The 19,964-nt window shown below is 66.1% G+C and carries 21 protein-coding genes; 16 read left to right on the top strand and 5 right to left on the bottom strand.

What is annotated here, in order from left to right; all coding sequences use genetic code 11:
• Position 1 precedes the first annotated feature (1 nt).
• The 3 genes from IQ24_RS04525 (at position 2) to hflX (ending at position 3,296) form a co-directional block, all read left to right on the top strand.
• On the top strand, positions 2–1,624 hold the full coding sequence (locus IQ24_RS04525; RefSeq protein ID WP_145396605.1) for a potassium transporter TrkG: 1,623 nt from the start codon (positions 2–4) through the stop codon (positions 1,622–1,624).
• A 130-nt stretch (positions 1,625–1,754) separates the two neighbouring features.
• Positions 1,755–1,988 carry an RNA chaperone Hfq gene (hfq, locus tag IQ24_RS04520; protein ID WP_020949330.1) on the top strand — a complete coding sequence of 78 codons (234 nt, stop codon included), beginning with the start codon at positions 1,755–1,757 and terminating at the stop codon, positions 1,986–1,988.
• Positions 1,989–3,296, top strand: a complete 1,308-nt coding sequence (gene hflX, locus IQ24_RS04515; RefSeq protein ID WP_145396604.1) for a GTPase HflX — start codon at positions 1,989–1,991, stop codon at positions 3,294–3,296. It begins immediately after the preceding gene.
• Here the strand turns inward: hflX and IQ24_RS04510 are convergent.
• The 5 genes from IQ24_RS04510 to IQ24_RS04490 form a co-directional block, all read right to left on the bottom strand.
• Positions 3,293–4,234, bottom strand: a complete 942-nt coding sequence (locus IQ24_RS04510; protein ID WP_145396603.1) for a carbohydrate kinase family protein — start codon at positions 4,232–4,234, stop codon at positions 3,293–3,295. The two genes, hflX and IQ24_RS04510, sit on opposite strands and share 4 nt — an antisense overlap.
• Positions 4,235–4,245: 11 nt before the next feature.
• Positions 4,246–5,517 (bottom strand): TFIIB-type zinc ribbon-containing protein, encoded by a 1,272-nt coding sequence (locus IQ24_RS04505; RefSeq protein WP_145396602.1) that lies wholly within the window; start codon positions 5,515–5,517, stop codon positions 4,246–4,248.
• A 12-nt stretch (positions 5,518–5,529) separates the two neighbouring features.
• Positions 5,530–6,678, bottom strand: coding sequence for an SPFH domain-containing protein (locus IQ24_RS04500; RefSeq protein ID WP_145396601.1), 1,149 nt, complete (start codon positions 6,676–6,678; stop codon positions 5,530–5,532).
• Positions 6,679–6,772: 94 nt separating this feature from the next.
• Positions 6,773–7,828 carry a DUF2927 domain-containing protein gene (locus tag IQ24_RS04495; protein ID WP_242007910.1) on the bottom strand — a complete coding sequence of 352 codons (1,056 nt, stop codon included), beginning with the start codon at positions 7,826–7,828 and terminating at the stop codon, positions 6,773–6,775.
• Between the two features lie 8 nt (positions 7,829–7,836).
• Positions 7,837–9,009, bottom strand: coding sequence for a toxic anion resistance protein (locus tag IQ24_RS04490; RefSeq protein WP_145396600.1), 1,173 nt, complete (start codon positions 9,007–9,009; stop codon positions 7,837–7,839).
• A gap of 174 nt (positions 9,010–9,183) precedes the next feature.
• Between IQ24_RS04490 and fabF the strand changes: the two genes are divergently transcribed.
• The 13 genes from fabF to IQ24_RS04425 all read left to right on the top strand — a co-directional run bounded on the left by fabF (position 9,184) and on the right by IQ24_RS04425 (position 19,954).
• The gene (gene fabF / locus IQ24_RS04485; protein WP_145396599.1) at positions 9,184–10,446 is read left to right on the top strand and encodes a beta-ketoacyl-ACP synthase II; all 1,263 of its coding nucleotides are present in this window, start codon (positions 9,184–9,186) and stop codon (positions 10,444–10,446) included.
• The gene (gene mltG / locus IQ24_RS04480) at positions 10,443–11,624 is read left to right on the top strand and encodes an endolytic transglycosylase MltG (RefSeq protein ID WP_145396598.1); all 1,182 of its coding nucleotides are present in this window, start codon (positions 10,443–10,445) and stop codon (positions 11,622–11,624) included. Before fabF ends, mltG begins: the two co-directional genes overlap by 4 nt.
• Positions 11,625–11,795: 171 nt before the next feature.
• Positions 11,796–12,857, top strand: a complete 1,062-nt coding sequence (locus IQ24_RS04475) for a hypothetical protein (protein WP_145396597.1) — start codon at positions 11,796–11,798, stop codon at positions 12,855–12,857.
• A gap of 26 nt (positions 12,858–12,883) precedes the next feature.
• Complete coding sequence (locus IQ24_RS04470) at positions 12,884–13,285, top strand: hypothetical protein (protein ID WP_145396596.1); 402 nt, start codon at positions 12,884–12,886, stop codon at positions 13,283–13,285.
• A 293-nt stretch (positions 13,286–13,578) separates the two neighbouring features.
• Positions 13,579–13,893 carry a permease gene (locus IQ24_RS04465; protein WP_242007908.1) on the top strand — a complete coding sequence of 105 codons (315 nt, stop codon included), beginning with the start codon at positions 13,579–13,581 and terminating at the stop codon, positions 13,891–13,893.
• On the top strand, positions 13,844–15,184 hold the full coding sequence (locus IQ24_RS04460) for a DNA-packaging protein (protein WP_145396594.1): 1,341 nt from the start codon (positions 13,844–13,846) through the stop codon (positions 15,182–15,184). Before IQ24_RS04465 ends, IQ24_RS04460 begins: the two co-directional genes overlap by 50 nt.
• Positions 15,185–15,295: 111 nt before the next feature.
• Positions 15,296–16,480, top strand: a complete 1,185-nt coding sequence (locus IQ24_RS04455) for a phage portal protein (RefSeq protein ID WP_145396593.1) — start codon at positions 15,296–15,298, stop codon at positions 16,478–16,480.
• A complete protein-coding gene (locus IQ24_RS04450) occupies positions 16,481–16,714 on the top strand; it encodes a GTA head formation protein, RCAP_rcc01685 family (RefSeq protein WP_145396592.1) in 234 nt (77 codons plus the stop codon). It begins immediately after the preceding gene.
• 28 nt (positions 16,715–16,742) lie between these two features.
• A complete protein-coding gene (locus tag IQ24_RS04445) occupies positions 16,743–17,252 on the top strand; it encodes an HK97 family phage prohead protease (protein WP_242007906.1) in 510 nt (169 codons plus the stop codon).
• 24 nt (positions 17,253–17,276) lie between these two features.
• Positions 17,277–18,440: a phage major capsid protein gene (locus IQ24_RS04440; RefSeq protein WP_145396590.1), complete on the top strand. Its 1,164-nt coding sequence runs from the start codon at positions 17,277–17,279 to the stop codon at positions 18,438–18,440.
• Between the two features lie 133 nt (positions 18,441–18,573).
• A complete protein-coding gene (locus IQ24_RS04435; protein WP_145396589.1) occupies positions 18,574–19,191 on the top strand; it encodes a head-tail connector protein in 618 nt (205 codons plus the stop codon).
• The gene (locus IQ24_RS04430) at positions 19,188–19,538 is read left to right on the top strand and encodes a head-tail adaptor protein (RefSeq protein WP_145396588.1); all 351 of its coding nucleotides are present in this window, start codon (positions 19,188–19,190) and stop codon (positions 19,536–19,538) included. The genes IQ24_RS04435 and IQ24_RS04430 overlap by 4 nt, the downstream gene beginning before the upstream one ends.
• Positions 19,535–19,954, top strand: a complete 420-nt coding sequence (locus tag IQ24_RS04425; RefSeq protein ID WP_145396587.1) for a DUF3168 domain-containing protein — start codon at positions 19,535–19,537, stop codon at positions 19,952–19,954. The genes IQ24_RS04430 and IQ24_RS04425 overlap by 4 nt, the downstream gene beginning before the upstream one ends.
• Positions 19,955–19,964: the final 10 nt, after the last annotated feature.

Below are 19,964 nucleotides of genomic sequence, written 5' to 3'. Positions count from 1 at the left end.
GATGCGTGTTCTTGTCCGCCTGCCGCTGATCGTGATCCTTGCAGGGGTGGGGGCGCTGGCGATGCTGTTGCCCGGCGCCTATGCGAGCGCCTTGGGGGACCAGCGCATCGCCATGGCCTTCTTCCTGTGTGCGGGGCTGTTTTCGCTGCTGATCGGTCTGATCGGCCTTGCCACCATCGACTGGGCCGAGGGGCCACGCACGCGCACCGTCCTGCTGACCATGATCGGCACGATGACGCTTCTGCCCGCGATGATGGCCGTGCCCTTTCTGGCCGCGCTGCCCGATACCGGCTTTCTGAACGCCTGGTGGGAGATGGTGTCTTCGCTGACCACCACCGGGGCCACGCTTTATTCGGGCGAGCTGCTGCCCGACCCGCTGCATCTGTGGCGGGGCATCGTCGGCTGGCTGGGCGGGCTTTTCATGCTGGTCTCGGCCGTCGCGCTGCTGGCACCGCTGCATGTCGGCGGGTTCGAGATCATGACCAGCCCCTATGGCCGCAACGAGCGGTTCGAGCGGCTGCCGAACGGGGCCGAGCCGGTCTATCAGCAGCGCCACCTGTCAGACCCTTCGTATCAGACCGCGCTGGCAAGCCCGACCTACCGCATGCTGCGCTCGGCCCGGCTGGTGGCGCCGATCTATGCGGGGCTGACGCTTCTGGTCTGGGTGCTGCTGCTGACCCTGGGGGATGAGGGGCTGGTGGCACTTTGCCGCGCCATGGGCACGCTGTCGACCAGCGGCATCAGCCCGACCAGCGGGCAGGCCGGGCAGGGCAGCGGGCGTGCGGGTGAATTCGTCGTGCTTCTGTTCCTGATCCCCGCGCTGTCGCGCCGGTTCTGGCCGGGCGGGGGAGAGCTGGTCGCCAGTGAAAGCTGGGTCACCGACCCGGAACTGCGGCTGGCGGCGGGGGTGGTTCTTCTGGTCACGGTGCTGCTTCTGCTGCGCCATTTCATCGGCGCCATCGACGTGGCCCTGCCGGGCGCGCGCAGCTTTGCCGAGAACTTCGAAAGCGCGCTCTCCTCGGCCTGGGGGGCGCTTTTCAACGCGATGAGCTATCTGACAACGACCGGCTGGAACTCGGTCGATTGGGAGATTGCGCGGAACTGGTCGGGCTTCAGCTCTCCGGGGCTGCTGCTGGCGGGGCTGGCGATGATGGGCGGTGGGGTGGCGACGGCTGCGGGCGGGGTGAAACTGCTGCGCGTCTATGCGCTGGCCCGGCATGCCGAGCGTGAGATGGAAAAGATCATCTATCCGCAATCGGTCGCAGGCGGCGGGCTGATCGCGCGGCGTCTGCGGCGCGAGGGCGCCTATCTGGCCTTCATCTTCTTCATGCTGTTCGCGCTTTCGATTGCCGTGGTCATGGCGCTGGTGTCATTCCAGGAAATCGAGTTCGACAGCGCGATGATCCTGTCGATCTCGGCCCTGACGAATACCGGACCGCTGGCCGGAACGATTCCGCTGACCCCGACGTTTCAGGGCAGCGCCGGCGTGGCTGGCGCCCCCTGGCAGGGCTGGGCGGGACTTCCCGCGATGACCAAGGCGGTTCTGGCGGGCGCAATGATCGTCGGACGGCTGGAGACGCTGGTCATTCTGACGCTGCTGACGCCGGAATTCTGGCGGCGCTAGTGCCTTCCTGCAACAGGGGTGCGAAAAGCCGCCGGGCGCGCGCATCGCTCTTGCTTGCAAGGCCGTTGGCGCTGACCTAAATGTTAGGTAAGTCCAGAAAAATGAACCCAATAAGAACAAGGTGTAAAAAATGGCCGGCGATAAACAAAACCTTCAGGACGCGTTTCTCAACCATGTTCGCAAAGCCAAGGTCCCGGTCACGATCTTTCTGATCAACGGTGTGAAACTTCAGGGCGTCATCACCTGGTTCGACAATTTCTGCGTCCTTCTGCGCCGCGACGGGCAGTCGCAACTGGTCTACAAGCATGCGATCTCGACGATCATGCCCGGCCAGCCGATCAGCCTTTATGAAGGCGAGGACTGATTGGGCGAACTGAACGAGACGCAGTCCCGTCAGACCCGCGCCTATGTGATCCACCCCGATCTGGGCAACTCCCGCACGCGCCGCTCGCCCGAGCTGGCGCTGGAAGAGGCCGTGGCGCTCGCGCATGCGCTGCCCGCCATCGAGGTGACCGGGGCCGAGGTCGCGCGCCTGCGCAAGCCCGATGCGGGCATGCTGTTTTCCAAGGGCAAGCGGCAGGAAATCGGTGAGCGGCTGAAGGCCGTGGCCGATGGCGAAGGGGCCGAGCTGGTGCTGATCGACGGGCCGGTCACGCCGGTCCAGCAGCGCAACCTGGAAAAGGAATGGGACGTCAAGATCCTGGACCGGACCGGGCTGATTCTGGAAATCTTTGCCGACCGCGCCCATACCCGCGAAGGCGTGCTGCAGGTCGAACTGGCCGCACTGGCCTATCAGCGCACGCGGCTGGTGCGCGCCTGGACCCACCTTGAGCGCCAGCGCGGCGGCTTCGGCTTCGTCGGCGGCCCGGGCGAGACCCAGATCGAGGCCGACCGGCGCGCCATCGACGACCAGATGGTACGCCTGCGCCGCCAGCTGGAGCGCGTGGTCAAGACGCGTGAGCTGCACCGCAAGGCCCGCGCCAAGGTGCCTTATCCCATCGTCTCGCTGGTGGGCTATACCAACGCCGGAAAGTCGACGCTGTTTAACCGGCTGACCGGGGCTGAGGTCATGGCCAAGGACCAGCTGTTTGCCACGCTGGACCCGACCATGCGGCAGATGGTGCTGCCTGGCGGGCGGCGGGTGATCCTGTCCGATACCGTGGGTTTCATCAGCGATCTGCCGCATGAGCTGGTCGCCGCCTTCCGCGCCACGCTGGAAGAGGTGCTGGCCGCCGATCTCATCCTGCATGTGCGCGACATCAGCCATCCCGAGACCGAGGAACAGGCCGGAGACGTGGGCGAGATCCTCGAAAGCCTTGGGGTCGAGGATGACGTCGCGCTGATCGAGGTCTGGAACAAGATCGACGCGCTTTCGGCCGAAACGCGGGCGGCGCTGCGCCGCACCGATGCGCGGCGCGAGGATGTGCAGGCGGTCAGCGCGCTCTCTGGCGAGGGGCTGGAGGATCTGCTGAGGAACGTCGAGGCCTCGCTGGCCGAGACGCTGGACGAGCCGCGCCATGAGGCCGAGCTGGTGCTGGGCCATTCCGATGGCCGTCGCCGTGCCTGGCTGCATCGGCAGGGGATCGTCACCTCGGAAGCGCATCAGGACGACGGCACGCATGTGCGCGTCAGCTGGACCGAGCGTCAGAAAGCGGCCTACGAAGCGCTTTAGCCCTGATGGGCGGCCACCTCATGCGCCCAGGGCGGGTTCGCCCCGTGGCGCGAGACGGTGACGGCCGCCGCTGCCACGGCCAGCGACAGGGCCTCGCCCAGCATCTTTTCGTCGAGACGGGAAAGCCCGTCCTTCAGGGCGTCCATGCGGCTCAGATGCGCCAGAATGCCCGCGTTGAAGGTGTCGCCCGCGCCGATCGTATCCTCGACCGTGACCGGTTTCGCGGGTCGCGCCACCGCGCCGCCCTGCCAATGCGCCTCGGCCCCCCGCTCGCCGTCGGTATAGAAGACGACCTTCGGCCCCATGGCGAGGATCTCGGCGATCAGTTGCTGGACCGAGCCATCATGCCCGGTCAGCCAGGTGATCTCGTCAAGCGACAGTTTCACCATGTCGACCTGCGCCAGCAGCCGCGACAGGCGGGCGCGATAGGCCACCTCATCGGTGATGAAGAAGGGGCGGATATTCGGGTCCATCATCACCGGAATGCCGCGCGCGCGGGCGCGGGCGACCAGTTCCTCGATGGTCGCGCCGCAGGGGTCCGGGACCAGGCTGATGCCGCCGATGAAAAGCGCCGAGACGGTCTTTGGCAGCGCGGGCAACTCATCGATGCTGAACATCCGGCCCGCCGAGCCTTCGTCATAGAAGCGATAGGTGGCCTGCCGCTCATTCAGCTCGACAAAGGCCAGCGTCGTCTGGCGTTCGGTGCGCGGGCAGAGCGAGATGTCCACATTCGCCTCGGCCAGCGGGGGCAGCAGCACGGCCTCGGCCAGCGCATCGCGCGACATCGGCCACAGATAGCCCGTCGGCACCCCCAGCCGGCCAAGTGCCACGGCGGTGTTATAGACCGAGCCTCCGGCCAGCGGGCGAAAGGCCAGCCGGTCGAGGTTTTGCAGGTCCTGCACCATGTCGATCAGGGATTCGCCCGCGCAAAGAATCATGGCCTGCCTCGCTAATATCCGCGGATGACATATCCGCCGCCGTCGCTGTCGTAGCTCTGGCCGTTGCGAATGGAAATATCGGGCGCCAGATAGCCGCCGCCATCGCCGATGTTGATATAGCCGCTGCGCTCGGACAGATAGAGGGCCGCGCCCAGCAGGATCAGGCCCAGAAGCACCGCCAGCGCGATCTTCCAGACCGACCATGGCCGTTCGCCCTGCACGCGGCCCGACTGGCCGTTCACCACGAAGCGATAGCTTTTGCCGTTGTAGCGATAGGCGGCGGTCCAGACCGGCAGCAGGATATGCTTGAAGGTCTCGTCGCTGTAGCGGGTCTGGATGCCGGTGATGCGCTGCTCATCCCCGCCGATGTCGCGGCGCACATCCATCGAGATGACCGAGGCCATTTCCTGCCGCGCGATGCCGTGCCCGTCCGACAGCGGCACGGTATAGCCCTCGGCCAGAAAGCCCGCCAGATATTCGGGGCGGTAGCTGGTCAGATGCGACAGGTCCCAGGGCGTCAGCGCATCGGTGATCCGGCGCGGCAGCGAGGTCGCGGCCAGGACCAGCACATCGTCGAAGCTGCGCCCGACCTGACCTTGCACATTGTGCCAGCGGGTGCGGCGGACCTGTTCGGCGACCTGCTGGCTGCGGCCGTTCACCTCACGCGTGACCCAGACGGTTTCATAGTAGTAATCGCCCCGCGCGCCGGTATAGCTCGAATCGGTGTCGGCATCGAAGGTCCAGAAGGGCGAATAGACCCCGTCCATCTTGCGGCCCCGCCGGGCATAGGCCGTGAGGCCCGAGGGCGCGAACCAGAGTCCGCGCATCCATTGCTCAAGTGCCGCCTGCGCCTGATCCTGCGAGACGACGAAGGGCAGCACGCCCTGCGGTTTCAGCACGCGGCTGGTGCCGGTGTCCATGACGATCGGCGTGGCGCAGAAAGGGCAGGTCGAGGCGTGGCTTTCGCCCGCCAACTCGATCTTCGCGCCGCAATTCGGGCAGGACATGGTGCGGACCGCCTCGGTCAGGTCGCTGCCCTGATCCTGCCGCAGCCCCTCGGCCAGCGGCAATTCGGTCAGGCCCGCATATTTGTGCTTGGCGTCCCATTGCAGCGCCGGGCCGCCCGAGGCGCCGACTTTCGGCACGCCCGACTGCGGCTCGGCGGGCGCGTCCTCGATCTCTTGGACATGGCCGCAATAGGGGCAGACCAGCGTCTGCTGCCCGGGCGAGAACTCAAGGCTCGCGCCGCAATTCTCGCAAGGATAGCGGTACTGCGTCGACATCAGGGCGGCCGGTCAGCCGTTCTGCGACCCGCCCGGCAGCGGCGGAGGCGAGGAGGGCGCGGCAAAGAGCGAGGCGAGTTCGCGCACCTCGGCCGCAGGCGTCCAGTTTTCCATATCCGGCGACCAGACCAGCGTGTCGCGGGCAAGCTTGCCCTGCTGGACCAGCCCGGTCAGATCCTTGACCGCGAAGGGGCCTGCCGATTGCCCGTCCATCGCGACATGCCAGATGGCCTGACCGCCGGGCAGCGGAGGCGGCGTCTGGCTACCCGCCGCAGGTGCGGCAGGCGGCGTCGCGCCCCAGGGTCCGCGCTGCTGGCCCATGGCCATCCCCATGCCCATTGCGGCCCCCATGCCCGCGCCAAGCCCCGCCCCCATGCCACCGCCCGGCTGGTTCGAGGCGTTCAGCATCGCCTCGGAGGCGGCATATTGGCCGAACCGGTCCAGATCGCCGACGATGCCCATGGAGGTGCGCTTGTCGAGCATCTTCTCGACCTCATCGGGCAGGCTGATGTTTTCAATGTAGAATTCGGGGATGGTCAGGCCGTATTCGGCGATCACCGGGCCGATGGCCTTGGCGATCATCTGGCCCAGCTGTTCGGTGTTCGCCGCCATGTCGAGGACCGGAATGGCCGAGCCTGCGATCATGCGCGAGACCTCTTGCACGATCACGTTGCGCAGTTGGAAGCTGATCTCATCGCTGGTGAATTCGCCGTCGGTGCCGACGATTTCCCGAATGAACTTGCCGGGGTCGGTTACTCGCATCGAATAGGTGCCAAAGGCCCGGATGCGGACCGCGCCGAATTCCGGATCGCGCGCGATCACCGGGTTCTTGGTGCCCCATTTCTGGTCGTTGAAGCGGGTGGTGTTGACGAAATAGATCTCGGATTTGAAGGGGCTGCGGAAGCCGTGGTCCCAGTGCTGCAACCGCGTCAGGATCGGCAGGTTGTTGGTTTCCAGCATGTAAAGGCCGGGGGTGAAGACATCGGCAAGCTGGCCTTCATGGATGAAGACCGCCGCCTGACCCTCGCGCACGGTCAGCTTGGCGCCGTATTTGATCGCCTTGCCGACGGTGGGATAGCGATAGACCATGGTGGTCCGGCTGTCGTCGGTCCATTCGATGACATCGATGAATTCGCCGCCAAGAATGTCGAAGATGCTCATGGGTCCTGCCTTTGCGTAAGCTGGCGCGCCCGGCACGCCGAGGGTGATTGTGCGACATCGGATGCGCCCGTCAAGACACGGACAGGTGGGTGGCCTAGACGTCGGCCCCCAGAAGCTCTCGCGAGATCTGCAGCACGATGGGCTCGGCCTCGGTGACGGTCATGCCGGGGCGCAGGCGCGGATCATAGAGAATGCGCAGCAAAAGCTCATCCTGATGCGTCAGATAGGCGAATTCCTCGTCATCGTTGAAGATTGTCGGGCGGGCTTTGTTGCTGTCATTGGCCAGCCCCATGCCCTGCGCGATTTCTTCGTTGATGCAGGAACGGCGCAGCCGGGCCGGGGTTTCGGCGCGGATCAGCGCCACCGCCTGTGCATAGGTCTGCTGCGCGCCACGCGAATAGGCGAAGACCGTGCAATAGTTCTGCGGCGACAGGTCCTGAAGTGCTGCGACATCCGAGGGTGGAATGCCCGGCACCAGCGAGGTCAGGCGCGGGCCGATGGCGCGACGCTCATCCTCGCTGAGAAACAGCACGACGAAATTGCCGCGCGCGCCGGTGACGCCGACCGGATGCTGCGAGGCCGCCGCCAACCGCCCGGCCAGTGCCGAGACATCGGCACGGTCGCGGCTGCGCTGGCCCTGTTCCACCGAATCGCCAAAGACGATCTGGATCTGCACCGGCTCTTGCCAGCGGCGCAGGGGGGCAGGGGTCTGCTGCTGGATCAGCCGCCCGTCCTTGCGCAGATATTCGTCATGCAGCGCGATCTGGATGAAGTTGCGGGTCAGCATCTCGGGCGTCAGCGGGATGTCGCGGCCATCGTCGGTGCGCAGAAGGCCACGCCGGATCAGCGTGTCCTCGATATTGACCAGATAGTCGCGCATGTTCCGGCTGGCGGGCGTGTTCGCCGCCGTCGTGGCCGCCGCAGAATCGGCGCGCGCCTTTTCCGCCCGCTCGCGGCGCAGCGCAGCCTGATCCACCGTGGGGAAGGGCGGTTTGGGACGCGGGGCCACCGCATGGATCGGCGTCGTGGACGGCGCCGAAGGCGCGGTCGAACAGGCGGCCAGCGCCAGCATGAGGGCCAGAAGCCCCGTCCGTTTCAGGGGCTGGGCGAGCGGCGCAAACTGGCGCGAGGGCGAAGCGGAATAGGTCACGGAAAAAGCTATCTGGTTGCGGCAGGTGAAGAGCTGGCTTTCGAGGATGACAGGGCCTTGCGCAGGTCGTTTTCCATGGTCTGGAGGTCCTGTTCGGCGGCGGCGCGGCGGGCCTTGCCCTCATCCGCGATGCGCAGGCTGTCCTCGATGGTGGCGATCAGTTCGGCATTGGCGGTGCGGACCGACTGGATGTCGAAAACGCCGCGTTCGGTCTCGGCCCGGATCGAGGCATTGGCCTGACGCAGGTTCTTGGCATTCGCGGTCAGCAGTTCGTTCGTCAGATCGCTGGCTTCCTTGACCGCGCGGGCGGCTGCCGCGCCGCGCTGGATGGTGACGGCCTGCGCGAGCTGGGTTTCCCAAAGCGGGATGGTGTTCACCAGCGTCGAGTTGATCTTGGTGATCAGCGATTTGTCGTTTTCCTGCACCAGCCGGATCGAGGGCAGCGACTGCATGGTGACCTGACGGGTCAGCTTGAGGTCATGGACCCGACGCTCAAGATCGTCGCGGGCGGCGCGCAGATCGCGCAGCGCTTGCGCGGCCATGACCTTGTCATCCTCGGGCGTGGCGGCGATGGCGGCCTCACCGGCGGGAATCTGCGTGCTGTCGATCTCTTTCAGCTTTTCTTCGCCGGCGACGATATAGAGCGCCAGCTCATCATAGAAATCCAGCGTGCGGTCATAAAGCACGTCAAGCGACTTGATGTCCTTCAGAAGGCGCGACTGATGCGTGTCCAGCTCGCCGCTGATGCGGTCGATCTGGGACTGGATCTGTTCGTAATTCGCCATGAACTTGGCGAAGGGCGCGGCGCGGCCCAGCAGGCGTTCCCACCAGCTGCGCTCGCGGCGCACGTCCAGTTCACTGATCGAGAAGCCGCGGATCGTGGTCACGATGTCGCGCAGGGATTCCCCCGCCGGACCCACGTCCTTGTTGCGCACATCGGCCAGCATGGACTGGCTGATTTCCTGTAATTCATTCTGCGCACCCGCGCCGAAATGGACGATCGAGCCGGTGTCCTTCAGATCGATCTCATCCATCCGCTTGCGCACTTCGGCGGCGACGGGGGCCTCGATCTGATCCAGCGAGGGCAGCTCGCCCGTTGCAGGCTCTGGCAGGACCGTTGCGGCCACGTTCTGGATTTCGTCCAGGGCTGCCTGTGCGCTGGCTTGGGTCTGGGTGGTCATCAAAAGTCCTTTCGGCGCTGTACGGGACCGGTCGCAAAAATAGGCCGATTCCAAGTCTGTTCAACGACATCCTAAAACTAAAGTTCATCTGTGGCATCCCTGCCCGCCATGCCGTTGCGTGAGAAGCAGCAGCCGTGTAGAACCCACCGGATTGAATGTTGCAAGGAGCCGCCTATGCGCAGAGTTGTCGTCACCGGGCTTGGGATGGTCACGCCACTGGCCTCAGGGGTCGAAGAAACCTGGAAAAGGCTGCTGGCCGGGGAATCCGGGGCTGGTCCGATCACGCGCTTCGACGCGAAGGACGTTGTCACCAAATACGCCTGCGAGATCCCGTTTGGCGATGGCACCGATGGCACCTTCAACCCCGATGAGTGGATGGAGCCGAAAGACCGCCGCAAGGTCGATGACTTCATCCTGTACGGTATGGCAGCGGCGACGCAGGCGGTGAAGGATTCCGGTTGGGAGCCCACCTCGGAAGAGGACAAGGAGCGCACCGGCGTCATGATCGGCTCGGGGATCGGCGGTCTGCGCTCGATCTCGGAAACGGCCGTGCTGATCAAGGAACGTGGGCCGAAGCGGGTTTCGCCCTTCTTTATTCCGGGCGCGCTGATCAACCTCGTCTCGGGGCAGGTCTCGATCCGGTTCGGCTTCAAGGGCCCGAACCATGCGGTCGTCACGGCCTGTTCGACCGGGGCGCATGCCATCGGCGACGCGGCGCGGCTGATCATGCTGGGTGATGCGGATGTCATGGTCGCGGGCGGGACGGAATCGCCCATCTGTGAAATCGGCATCGCGGGCTTCAACGCCTGCAAGGCGCTGTCGACGGATCGCGAGGCCGATCCCAAGAAGGCCAGCCGTCCCTGGGACAAGGACCGCGACGGTTTCGTCATGGGAGAGGGCGCGGGCGTCGTCGTGCTGGAGGAATACGAGCATGCGAAGGCGCGCGGCGCCAAGATCTATGCCGAGATCCTGGGCTATGGCCTGACGGGCGATGCCTATCACATCACCGCCCCTTCGGAAGACGGGGATGGCGGTTTCCGCTCGATGACGGCGGCGCTGAAGCGGGCCGGGATCGAACCTGGGCAGCTTGACTATATCAACGCGCATGGCACCTCGACCATGGCCGACACGATCGAGCTTGGCGCGGTCGAGCGCATGCTGGGCGATGATGCGAAGAATGTCGTGATGTCCTCGACCAAATCCTCGATTGGCCACCTGCTGGGCGCAGCAGGCGCGGTCGAGGCGATCTTCTGCATCCTCGCGCTTCGCGACCAGATTTGCCCGCCGACGATCAACCTTGACAATCCGGCGCGTGAATCGGCGGTCGATCTGGCCGCCAATGCGGCCGTGCGGCGCAAGGTCGATTACGTGCTGTCGAACAGCTTCGGCTTTGGCGGCACCAACGCGAGCCTTGTGATGGGCAGGGTCGAGGGATGATCTGGCGCAACATCGCCTCGAACTTCCTGACGCTGCTGATCATCATCCTGATCGCAGCGGCAGGAGCGGTGGCCTGGGCGAAGCGCCAATATTCCCAGCCCGGACCCAGTGCGGTGGCCGCCTGCGTGCAGGTGGCCCCGGGGGCAAGCCTGAACGCGGTCAGCCAGCAGCTGTCCGATCAGGGCGTGGTCAGCAACGGCTACATCTTCCGGGCGGGCGCGGATTATGCGGGGAAATCGCGCGATCTGAAGTTCGGCTCTTATCTGATGGCGCCGCATGCCAGTATGGAAGACATCGTCCGCACGATCACGGCGGGCGGGCCCAGCACCTGCGGGACCGAGATCACCGTTCGCATCGGCGTGCGTGAAAACGCGGTCGTGCTGCGCGACATGAACCCCGACACCGGCCAATATGCCGAGATGCTGAAATACGACCCGGCGACGCAGGCGGCACCCGAGGCGCTGATCCAGGCGACCGAAAAGCCGGACGCGCGTCTGCGCGTGGCCGTGGCCGAGGGCGTGACCAGCTGGCAGATCGTCGAAGGGCTGAAGGCCGCAAGCTTCATGTCGGGCGAGATCGCCAAGGTCCCCGCCGAAGGCAGCCTTGCGCCTGACACCTATGACGTGAAGCGCGGCGAGGATCGCGCGGCGCTGGTCAAGCTGATGGAGAGCAAGCAGGCGGCCATTCTGCAGGCGGCCTGGGACGGGCGCGAGATGGGGCTGCCCTATCAGACGCCGGAACAGGCGCTGATCATGGCCTCGATCGTCGAGAAAGAGACGGGCGTCGCGGATGAGCGCAGCCGGGTGGCCAGCGTCTTCGTGAACCGGCTCAATCAAGGCATGCGGCTGCAGACCGACCCGACGGTGATCTATGGCATCACCGAGGGCAGGTCGGTGCTGGATCGCGGACTGCGGCGGTCGGAACTGACCCGGCGCACGGCCTATAACACCTATCAGATCGACGGCCTGCCGCCGACCCCGATTGCCAACCCCGGACGGGCGGCGATCGAGGCGACGATGAAGCCCGAAACCTCGGACTATCTGTTCTTCGTGGCGGATGGCAGCGGCGGTCACGCTTTCGCCCGGACCTTGGCCGAGCATGAGGAAAACGTGGCGCGCTGGCGCGAGATCGAGCGGGCGCGGGGCGAGGCGACAACCTCTCCGGTCCAAGGGGAATAGGCTTGCCGCCGACAGGTTGAAACATGCCCGCGCCATCTGCGCGGGCATGTTCATTTCTGGGCGGAAGCTGGCCGATCCTCGCGGGAGGCCTGCGGCATTTTCTTGACGCTGGCGCGGTCGCGGCCGAGCATGCGGGCAAGTGTGTCACGAGTTTTCAGGTAGCGTTTCCCCATGTTGATGGCCGATATCACCACCCGCCAAAACACGCCGGTTGTCCCGACCGTGCCCCCCACCACGCCTGCGCCTGCGCCGAGGACGGCGGGGCCGCAGATCGCGCCGGGCGATCAGCCGCCGAACCCGTTCCCGCAGCAGCAGGAAGGTCTGCGGCTGTTTGGCGCGCCTGCGCGAGAGTTGCTGTTTGCGGGCCTGTTCGGCGACCGGGGTGAGCCTGCGAAGCCGGTCGGACCCGCTCCGGGTGCGCCGAATGCCAGCGTTCAGAACGGCACGCCCTATGAGATCGGCCCGGATCGGCGGCCGAACATCCATCACGACAACGGCTTCCTGCAGAACCCGAACGATCCCAGCGACCCCAACCCGATACCCACACGCGAGCCGACCGAGGCCGAGCGCAAATATTACGACGATCAGGTCAATCAGGCCGAATGGGCGAACCGGCTGCGGCATGTGCCCTTTGCTGACAAGGTGGATGGGCGGTTGGGCCTCGACAACGCGCTGCCCGCCTATGAACATTTCCTGAAAGGGAAGGGCGCGGACCGCGAGTTCGACTATGGCGAATATCTGAACAATGACCCGGCTGGCATCGCGACGCGTGACCGGGTGGTCGGCGAGACCCGGGCCGCTGCAGATGCGCTGCTGGGTGATCTGGACCAGAAGGTCGGGCCGAACCCGGGCGACAGCGTCACCTTCCAGATCCGCAGCGACGCCATGGCCACGGAAAAGAACGGTTTTGGCTATCCGGAAACCGAGGATTGGCAGAAGACCATCGGCGGGCACAGCTTCTGGAGCAGCGCCGAGGTGACCGTGACGCGCAATCAGGACGGCACCCTGAGCGCGCGGGCCGAGGTCACCATGCAGGCCGAGGACCGCTATAACTTCAATCCCAATCAGCAAGACATCAAGACGCAGGTTCCCGACAGCGAACGTGGCGTGCTTGAGGAAACCGGCCTTGCGCATCAATATACCCAGCGTGGCAAGGCGACCTATGTGACGGAATGGACCGTGGGTCAGGCCGGAACGCCTCAGGTTGGAGCAGAGCAGGTGACGCCGCGATGAAAACACTGCTATTGGCGGGAGGCCTGATGCTGATGGCATCGGGTGCGGCAATCGGAGACAGCATGGCCTACCAATCCCTTGACGATCTGCGCAAGCTGGTCCCGGTCGCAGGCAGCCCGGTCACGGTGCTGTGGCAGACCGAGGAGATCCCGCAGATCAACAAGGACAACTTCCCGCCCGGCCCGACGGATCAGATCCTTTGGGCGGTGGTCGATTATGGCTCGGCCGAGGCGGTTGCGGCCGTGCTGGGGGACGGGCTGACAGACAAGGCCAGCATCACCGCGCCGGGCTGGTTCCCCGCCGATCTGAGCCCCGGAGCCGAGCTGGAGGTCACGCGGCATTACCGGGTCGAGGGATTCCTGGACGCCTCGGTGATGACCGTTGCGGCGCATCCGGGGCTGGTGATTCTGGAAAAACCGCTGTTCTGAGAGGGCGGTGTTGCGCAGCAAAGCGCCAGCGCGCGGCGGGGTGTTGCGCGAGGCATAGCGTTGAATTTGTTTGATTAAATTTTGCGATTGCGCAACCTTGGGTTTAATCGTTGACTCAGAGAGCGCTCAAAGATAGAAATTACCCATGCTGGGAGAAGTGGGCAAGCGGCCGGGTCAGGTGACCTGAGGCCGCTTTTTCATTTCTCGCTCGTGCGGACAGCACACGAGGGCAGGGCAACACCAGAATGACAATAAGTTTCGATCCGGGGCGTGAGCCTCCGGAAGGACCCTTTGTGGCTGGCGCGGAACGCGCGCCGGACACCGACGTGATCTTGATCGCCGACGGGCTGTTCCAGTCCTATGCAGCCGATCTGCATCGCCTGAGATTGAAAATCCAGGCGGGTGAAACCGAAGAGTTGAAGGAATCCGCCAAGTTGGTGCGCGATCTTCGCGCAGCGGCCCATCTTGTGCTGGAGGAAAGGAGCAAGGTTGACAAGCTTCGCAAGGATGCTGCCGGAGACGTCGGGCGCGGCGCGCTTGACCTTGACGCGGCACGAGATGAGATCGGGCGGCGCCTGGCTTGCCTGCGCCGAGCCGGGGGAGGTTGACGCCTTCCTGAACGGGTTGAGCGACAACGCGCTGGCGAGCCTTCCCTGGCTTTTCGAATTCTGGGCGCTGCCACATCAGCTGCCGCCCGAGGGGGATTGGAAAAGCTGGGTGGTGATGGGCGGGCGGGGCGCGGGCAAGACCCGCGCGGGCTCGGAATGGGTGCGGGCGCAGGTCGAGGGGCCGACGCCCGACGCGCCGGGGCGGGCCTCGCGGCTGGCGCTGGTGGCCGAGACCTTCGATCAGGGCCGAGACGTCATGGTCTTTGGCGATTCCGGCATCCTCGCCTGTTCGCCCCCCGACCGGCGCCCGGTCTGGGAGGCCACGAAGCGTCGCCTCGTCTGGGCGAATGGCGCGACCGCGCAGGTGTTTTCGGCGCATGAGCCCGAGGCACTGCGGGGGCCGCAATTCGACGCGGCCTGGGCTGACGAGTTGGCGAAGTGGAAGAAGGCCGAGGACACCTGGGACATGCTGCAATTCGCGCTGCGACTGGGCCGCCATCCGCAGCAGGTCGTCACCACCACGCCGCGCAATGTGGGCGTGCTGAAGGCGCTGATGAAGAATGGCTCGACCGTGGTGACCCATGCGCCGACCGAGGCGAACCGCGCCTATCTGGCCGAGAGCTTTCTGGCCGAGGTCGAGGCGCGCTATGCCGGGACGCGGCTGGGGCGGCAGGAGCTGGAGGGGCTGCTGCTGGATGATGTCGAAGGCGCGCTTTGGGGGACGGCGATGCTGGAGGCGGCGCGCATCGAAACCGCTCCGGCGCTGGACCGCATCGTGGTGGCGGTCGATCCGGCCGTGACCGGCGGCAAGGCCAGCGACGAATGTGGCATCATCGTGGCGGGTGTGGTCGCCAAGGGGCCGCCGCAGGACTGGCGGGCCTATGTGCTGGAGGATGCCTCGATCCGGGGCGGGCCGCTGGACTGGGCGCGGGCGGCGATCACCGCCATGCAGCGCCACGGGGCCGAGCGGCTGGTGGCCGAGGTCAACCAGGGCGGTGATCTGGTCGAGAGCGTGATCCGGCAGGTCGATCCTCTGGTTCCGTTCCGCGCCCTGAGGGCCGGGCGCGGCAAGGGGCTGCGCGCCGAGCCGGTCGCCGCGCTTTATGAGCAGGGGCGGGTCCGGCATCTGCGCGGGTTGGGGGCGCTGGAGGACCAGATGTGCCGCATGACCGTGCAGGGTTATGAGGGGCGCGGCTCGCCTGACCGGGCGGATGCGCTGGTCTGGGCGATCCATGAGTTGATGATCGAGCCGGCGGGCCATTTCCTGCGGCCGCAGGTTCGGAGGCTTTGAGCCGCCCGGGGGCTGCGCGCCCCCGGACCCCGCGGGGTATTTCGACAACAGAGAAGGGCCATCGTGCCCGGCGGTCGCTTTGGCGGCCTTTTTCAGCATGAGGAGGGACGCATGGCGTTTCGATTGTTCGGGCGGGCGGCAGGTCCGGAGCCCGAGAGGGAGCAGAAGGCGAGTGCGGCCGGGCGGGTGATCGCGCTGGCGGCGGGCTCGGGCCGGGTGGTCTGGTCGCCGCGCGATACGGCGAGCCTTGTGCGCTCGGGCTTTGTCAACAATCCGGTCGCATTTCGGGCGGTGCGGCTGATCGCCGAAGCAGCGGCGGCGGTGCCGCTGATCTGTCAGGACCGCCAGTCGCGTTATGACACCCATCCGGTGATGGATCTGTTGCGGCGTCCCAATGGCGGGCAGGGCCGGGCGGAGCTGTTTGAGACGCTTTACGGGCAGATACTGCTGAGCGGGAACGGCTATCTGGAGGCGGTCGGGCAGGCGGGCAGTGGCCTGCCGTCGGAGTTGCACGTTCTGCGCGCGGACCGGATGGCGATCGTGCCGGGGGAGGATGGTTGGCCGGTGGCCTATGAATACAGCGTCGGCGGGCGGAAGTACCGTTTCGACATGCAGGGCAGCCCCGATCCGATCTGTCACATCCGCAGTTTTCATCCTCTGGATGACCATTACGGGCTGTCGCCGATGCAGGCGGCGGCCGTGGCGGTGGATGTGCACAACAGCGCCTCAAGCTGGTCGAAGGCGCTGCTGGACAATGCGGCGCGGCCTTCGGGGGCGATCATCTACAAGGGCGCGGATGGGCAGGGGGCGCTCTCGCCCGAGCAATATGACCGGCTGGTGAGCGAAATGGAGATGCATCACCAGGGCGCGCGCAATGCCGGGCGGCCGATGCTGCTGGAGGGGGGCCTCGATTGGCGGCCCATGGGCTTTTCACCCAGCGACATGGAGTTTCACGAGACGAAGAAGGCCGCTGCGCGCGAGATTGCGCAGGCCTTCGGCGTGCCGCCGATGCTGATGGGCATTCCCGGGGATGCGACCTATGCGAATTACGCTGAGGCGCATCGGGCCTTCTATCGGCTGACGGTGCTACCGCTGGTTGGACGGGTCTCGGCCGCGGTCGCCTGGTGGCTGAGCGAGCATCTGGATGTCGAGATCGACCTGCGCGCCGACCCCGATCAGGTGCCCGCGCTGGCCGAGGAGCGCGACCAGCAGTGGCGGCGCATCAGCGAGGCGGCCTTCCTGACCGACAGCGAAAAGCGCGCGGCGCTGGGTCTGCCGCCCGTGGCGGAGGCGTGAATGGAGGGCTCGCGGTTCCTGAAGGAGCCCTTCGGCTGGCAGGATCAGCGGTTCGAGTCGCAGGAGCGGATCATGGCGCTGCAATTCGCGCAGGTCGAGCGTCGGCTTGAGCGGATCGAGGCGCTGATCGAGGGGCTGGAGCGGCGGCTGTGGATGACGGTCTATGGCGTCGTGGCCGTCATCCTGACCCAGGCGGTGCAGTCGATCCTGTCCTATACCCCAAGCGGAGGATGATGTGAGATCAAGAGATTACGGGTTAGAGTTGAAGTATTCTCGCGGTGAGGCGCTGGTCTCGGACGGGAGCTGCATCGAGGGCTATGCGAGCCTGTTCGGTGCCCGCGATCAGGGCGGCGATGTGGTGGCGCCGGGCGCCTATGCGGCGGGTTTGAAGCGGCTGGCGCAGCGGGGCGACAAGGTGCGCATGCTGTGGCAGCACGATCCGGCCCAGCCCATCGGCGTCTGGGACGAGATCCGCGAGGACGCGCACGGGCTGTGGGTCAAGGGCCGTTTGCTGCCCGAGGTGGCCCGCGCGCGTGAGGCGGCGGCGCTGATCGAGGCGGGGGCCATCGACGGCCTCTCGATCGGTTACCGCACGATTTCCGCAGAACGGGACGGCAAGGGCCAGCGGGTGCTGACCGAGGTCGAACTTTGGGAGGTGTCGCTGGTGACCTTCCCGATGCTGCGAGAGGCCAAGGTCGGGCGCAAGTCCGATGGCCTCAGCGAGATGGCGGCGGCCTTCCACGCCGCCAGAATGGCGCTGCGCGCCGATTGAGTTTCACTTGAGACGGAGAAATGCATGACCGAGGTGAAAGCCGCGGCCGGGGCGGACATGCCTGGCGAACTGATTGATGAAATCTCTGGGTTTGCAAGCGAACTCAAGAGCTTTCGCGATGATATTCAGAAACAACTCAAAGCACAGGACGAGCGCATGAACATGCTGGACCGCAAGACCATTCTTCGGGGCCGCGCGCCTCTTTCGACCGAGGCGGATGCGGCGGCGCCGCATCAGAAGGCGTTCGACGCCTATATCCGTCACGGCGATGATGATGGGCTGCGCGGTCTGGTGCTGGAAGGCAAGGGCATGACGGCCGCCAGCGACGGCGGCTTCCTGGCCGCGCCGCAGGTGGCGCTGCAGGTGCAGGAGGCGCTGAATGTCACAGCCTCGCTGCGCCGGGTGGCGAATGTGGTCGCAATCGAGGCCTCGAGCTATGAGGTGCTGGTCGATCATGGCGATATCGGTGCTGGCTGGGCCAGCGAGACCACGGTGGCCGAGACCTCGACCCCCACGGTCGACCGGATCGTCATTCCGGTGCATGAGCTTTCGGCCATGCCGAAGGCCAGCCAGCGCCTGCTGGATGACGCGGCCTTCGACATCGAAAGCTGGCTGTCGGGCCGCATCGCCGAGAAGTTCGCCCGCGCCGAGGCGGCGGCCTTCGTAAGCGGCGACGGGATCGAGAAGCCGAAGGGGCTGCTGCGTCATCCGATGGCGGCGAATGCGGTGGCGAGTGCTGCTCAGATCGGCCAGGTTCCGGCGGGCGGCGACGGCGATTTCGCGGAAGAGAACCCGGCTGATGCGCTGATCGATCTGGTCTATGCGCTGGGTGCTGAATACCGCAGCAACGCGACTTTCGTGATGAACTCGAAAACGGCGGCGGCGGTGCGCAAGATGCGCGACTCGGATGGGCGCTTCGTCTGGGCGGATTCGCTGGCGGCGGGTCAGCCCGCGCAGCTGCTGGGCTATCCGGTGCTGGTCTGCGAAGAGATGCCGGACATCGGTCGCAACGCCAATGCCATCGCCTTCGGCGACTTCCGTGCGGGCTATACCATCGCCGAGCGTCCGGACCTGCGCGTCCTGCGTGACCCCTTCTCGGCCAAGCCGCATGTCCTGTTCTATGCGACCAAGCGTGTCGGCGGCGGTGTGACCGATCCGCGCGCCATCAAGGTCCTGCACTTCGGCTGATAAAGGCCGAAGCGGGGCCGCGCGGACTTGTTCGCCACACCGGCACAGCTCTGTCCGCACGCGCGAGAGGGCGGACGCGCGCGGCCCCGATCATTCACGGATGGCACGAACCCAGGGCTGGGGAGATTCTGATATGATGCTGAACGAAGATGCGGCGCTCCCAAGCGGAGCGCTGCCCGTTGCCCTGTTGCGGGATCACCTGCGGCTGGGCTCGGGGTTTGATGTGGCACCGGATGCCGCCGAGGAGACCGCGCTTGCGGGCTATCTGCGCGCGGCCATTGCGACGATCGAGGCGCGGACGGGGAAGATCCTGCTGACCCGGCGGTTCAACCTGCGGCTTGAGGACTGGCTGGACCCTGAGGCGCAGCCTTTGCCGCTGGCGCCCATCGCGCGGGTAGAGGCGGTCGAGGTGGTGGATGCCGAGGGGCAGGTCCGCGTGGTCGAGGCAGGGCGCTACCGCCTGCTGCCGGACGCGCATCGTCCCTTGCTGGTGCCGCAGGGGGCGTTCCTGCCGAATGTGCCAGCGGGCGGGCATGTCACGATCCGGTTTCAGGCGGGTTTCGGCGAAAGCTGGGACAAGATCCCTGCCGATCTGGCGCAGGCGGTGCTGCTGCTGGCGGCGCGTTGCTATGAAGATCGCAGCTTCGAGGGCAGCGCGGGTGCCATGCCCTTCGGCGTGAGCGCGCTAATCGAGCGCTGGCGCTCGGTCCGGCTGCTGGGCGGGCGTCGCGCGCTGCGGAGGCGCGGATGAAGGTGCCAAGACTGACGATGACGCTGACCCTTGAGACGCAGTTGCGCGAGCCCGACCGGATGGGCGGCTATCGCATGGTCTGGCGCGACGAGGGGCGGCTTGGGGCCGAGATGCGGTCGGGCGCGGGTGGCGAGCGGTTCGCCGAAGTGGGCATGGAAAGTGTCGTGAGCTGGCGGATTTCTGTCAGATCCGCGCCCTCCGGTGATCCTCGCCGCCCGCGCCCCGGGCAAAGGTTTCGCATGGGCGAGGGCCGCCGGGCGCGCCGCTTTCGGATCGAGGCGGTCTCGGAAAGCGATCCGGCGGGGCGCTGGCTGATCTGTGTCGCAAAAGAGGAGATGCAGGCATGAGTTATGCGGCGGCAGTTGCTCTGCAAACGGCGGTTTACGAGACGCTGCGACAGGATGCGTCGCTGACCGATCTGGTGGGCGACGCGATCTATGACGCCATGCCGGTCAGCGCGCCGTCGGGCGCCTATGTGGCGCTGGGCACCGAAGAAACCCGCGATGCGGGCGATATGACCGGTGCGGGGGCAACGCATGATTTCGTCGTCTCGGTGCTGACCGGCACGGCGGATGCGGGTGGCTTCAGCGTGGTGAAGGCGGCGGCGGCGGCGATCTCGGACGCGCTGGAGCAGGCGCGCATCATGCTGGAGCGAGGGCATCTGGTCGGATTGTGGCTGCTGCGCGCCAAGGCGCGGCGCGTGGAAAACGGCGCGGGCCGAAGGGTCGACCTGATCTTTCGCGCGCGCATCGACCTGGGTTGAGGAGAGAGAC

This window comes from Paracoccus sulfuroxidans, from assembly GCF_007830335.1.
GTDB lineage: Bacteria > Pseudomonadota > Alphaproteobacteria > Rhodobacterales > Rhodobacteraceae > Paracoccus > Paracoccus sulfuroxidans.
The sequence above is the reverse complement of the archived record's forward strand: the minus strand, read 5'-3'. Positions and strand labels throughout refer to the sequence as shown.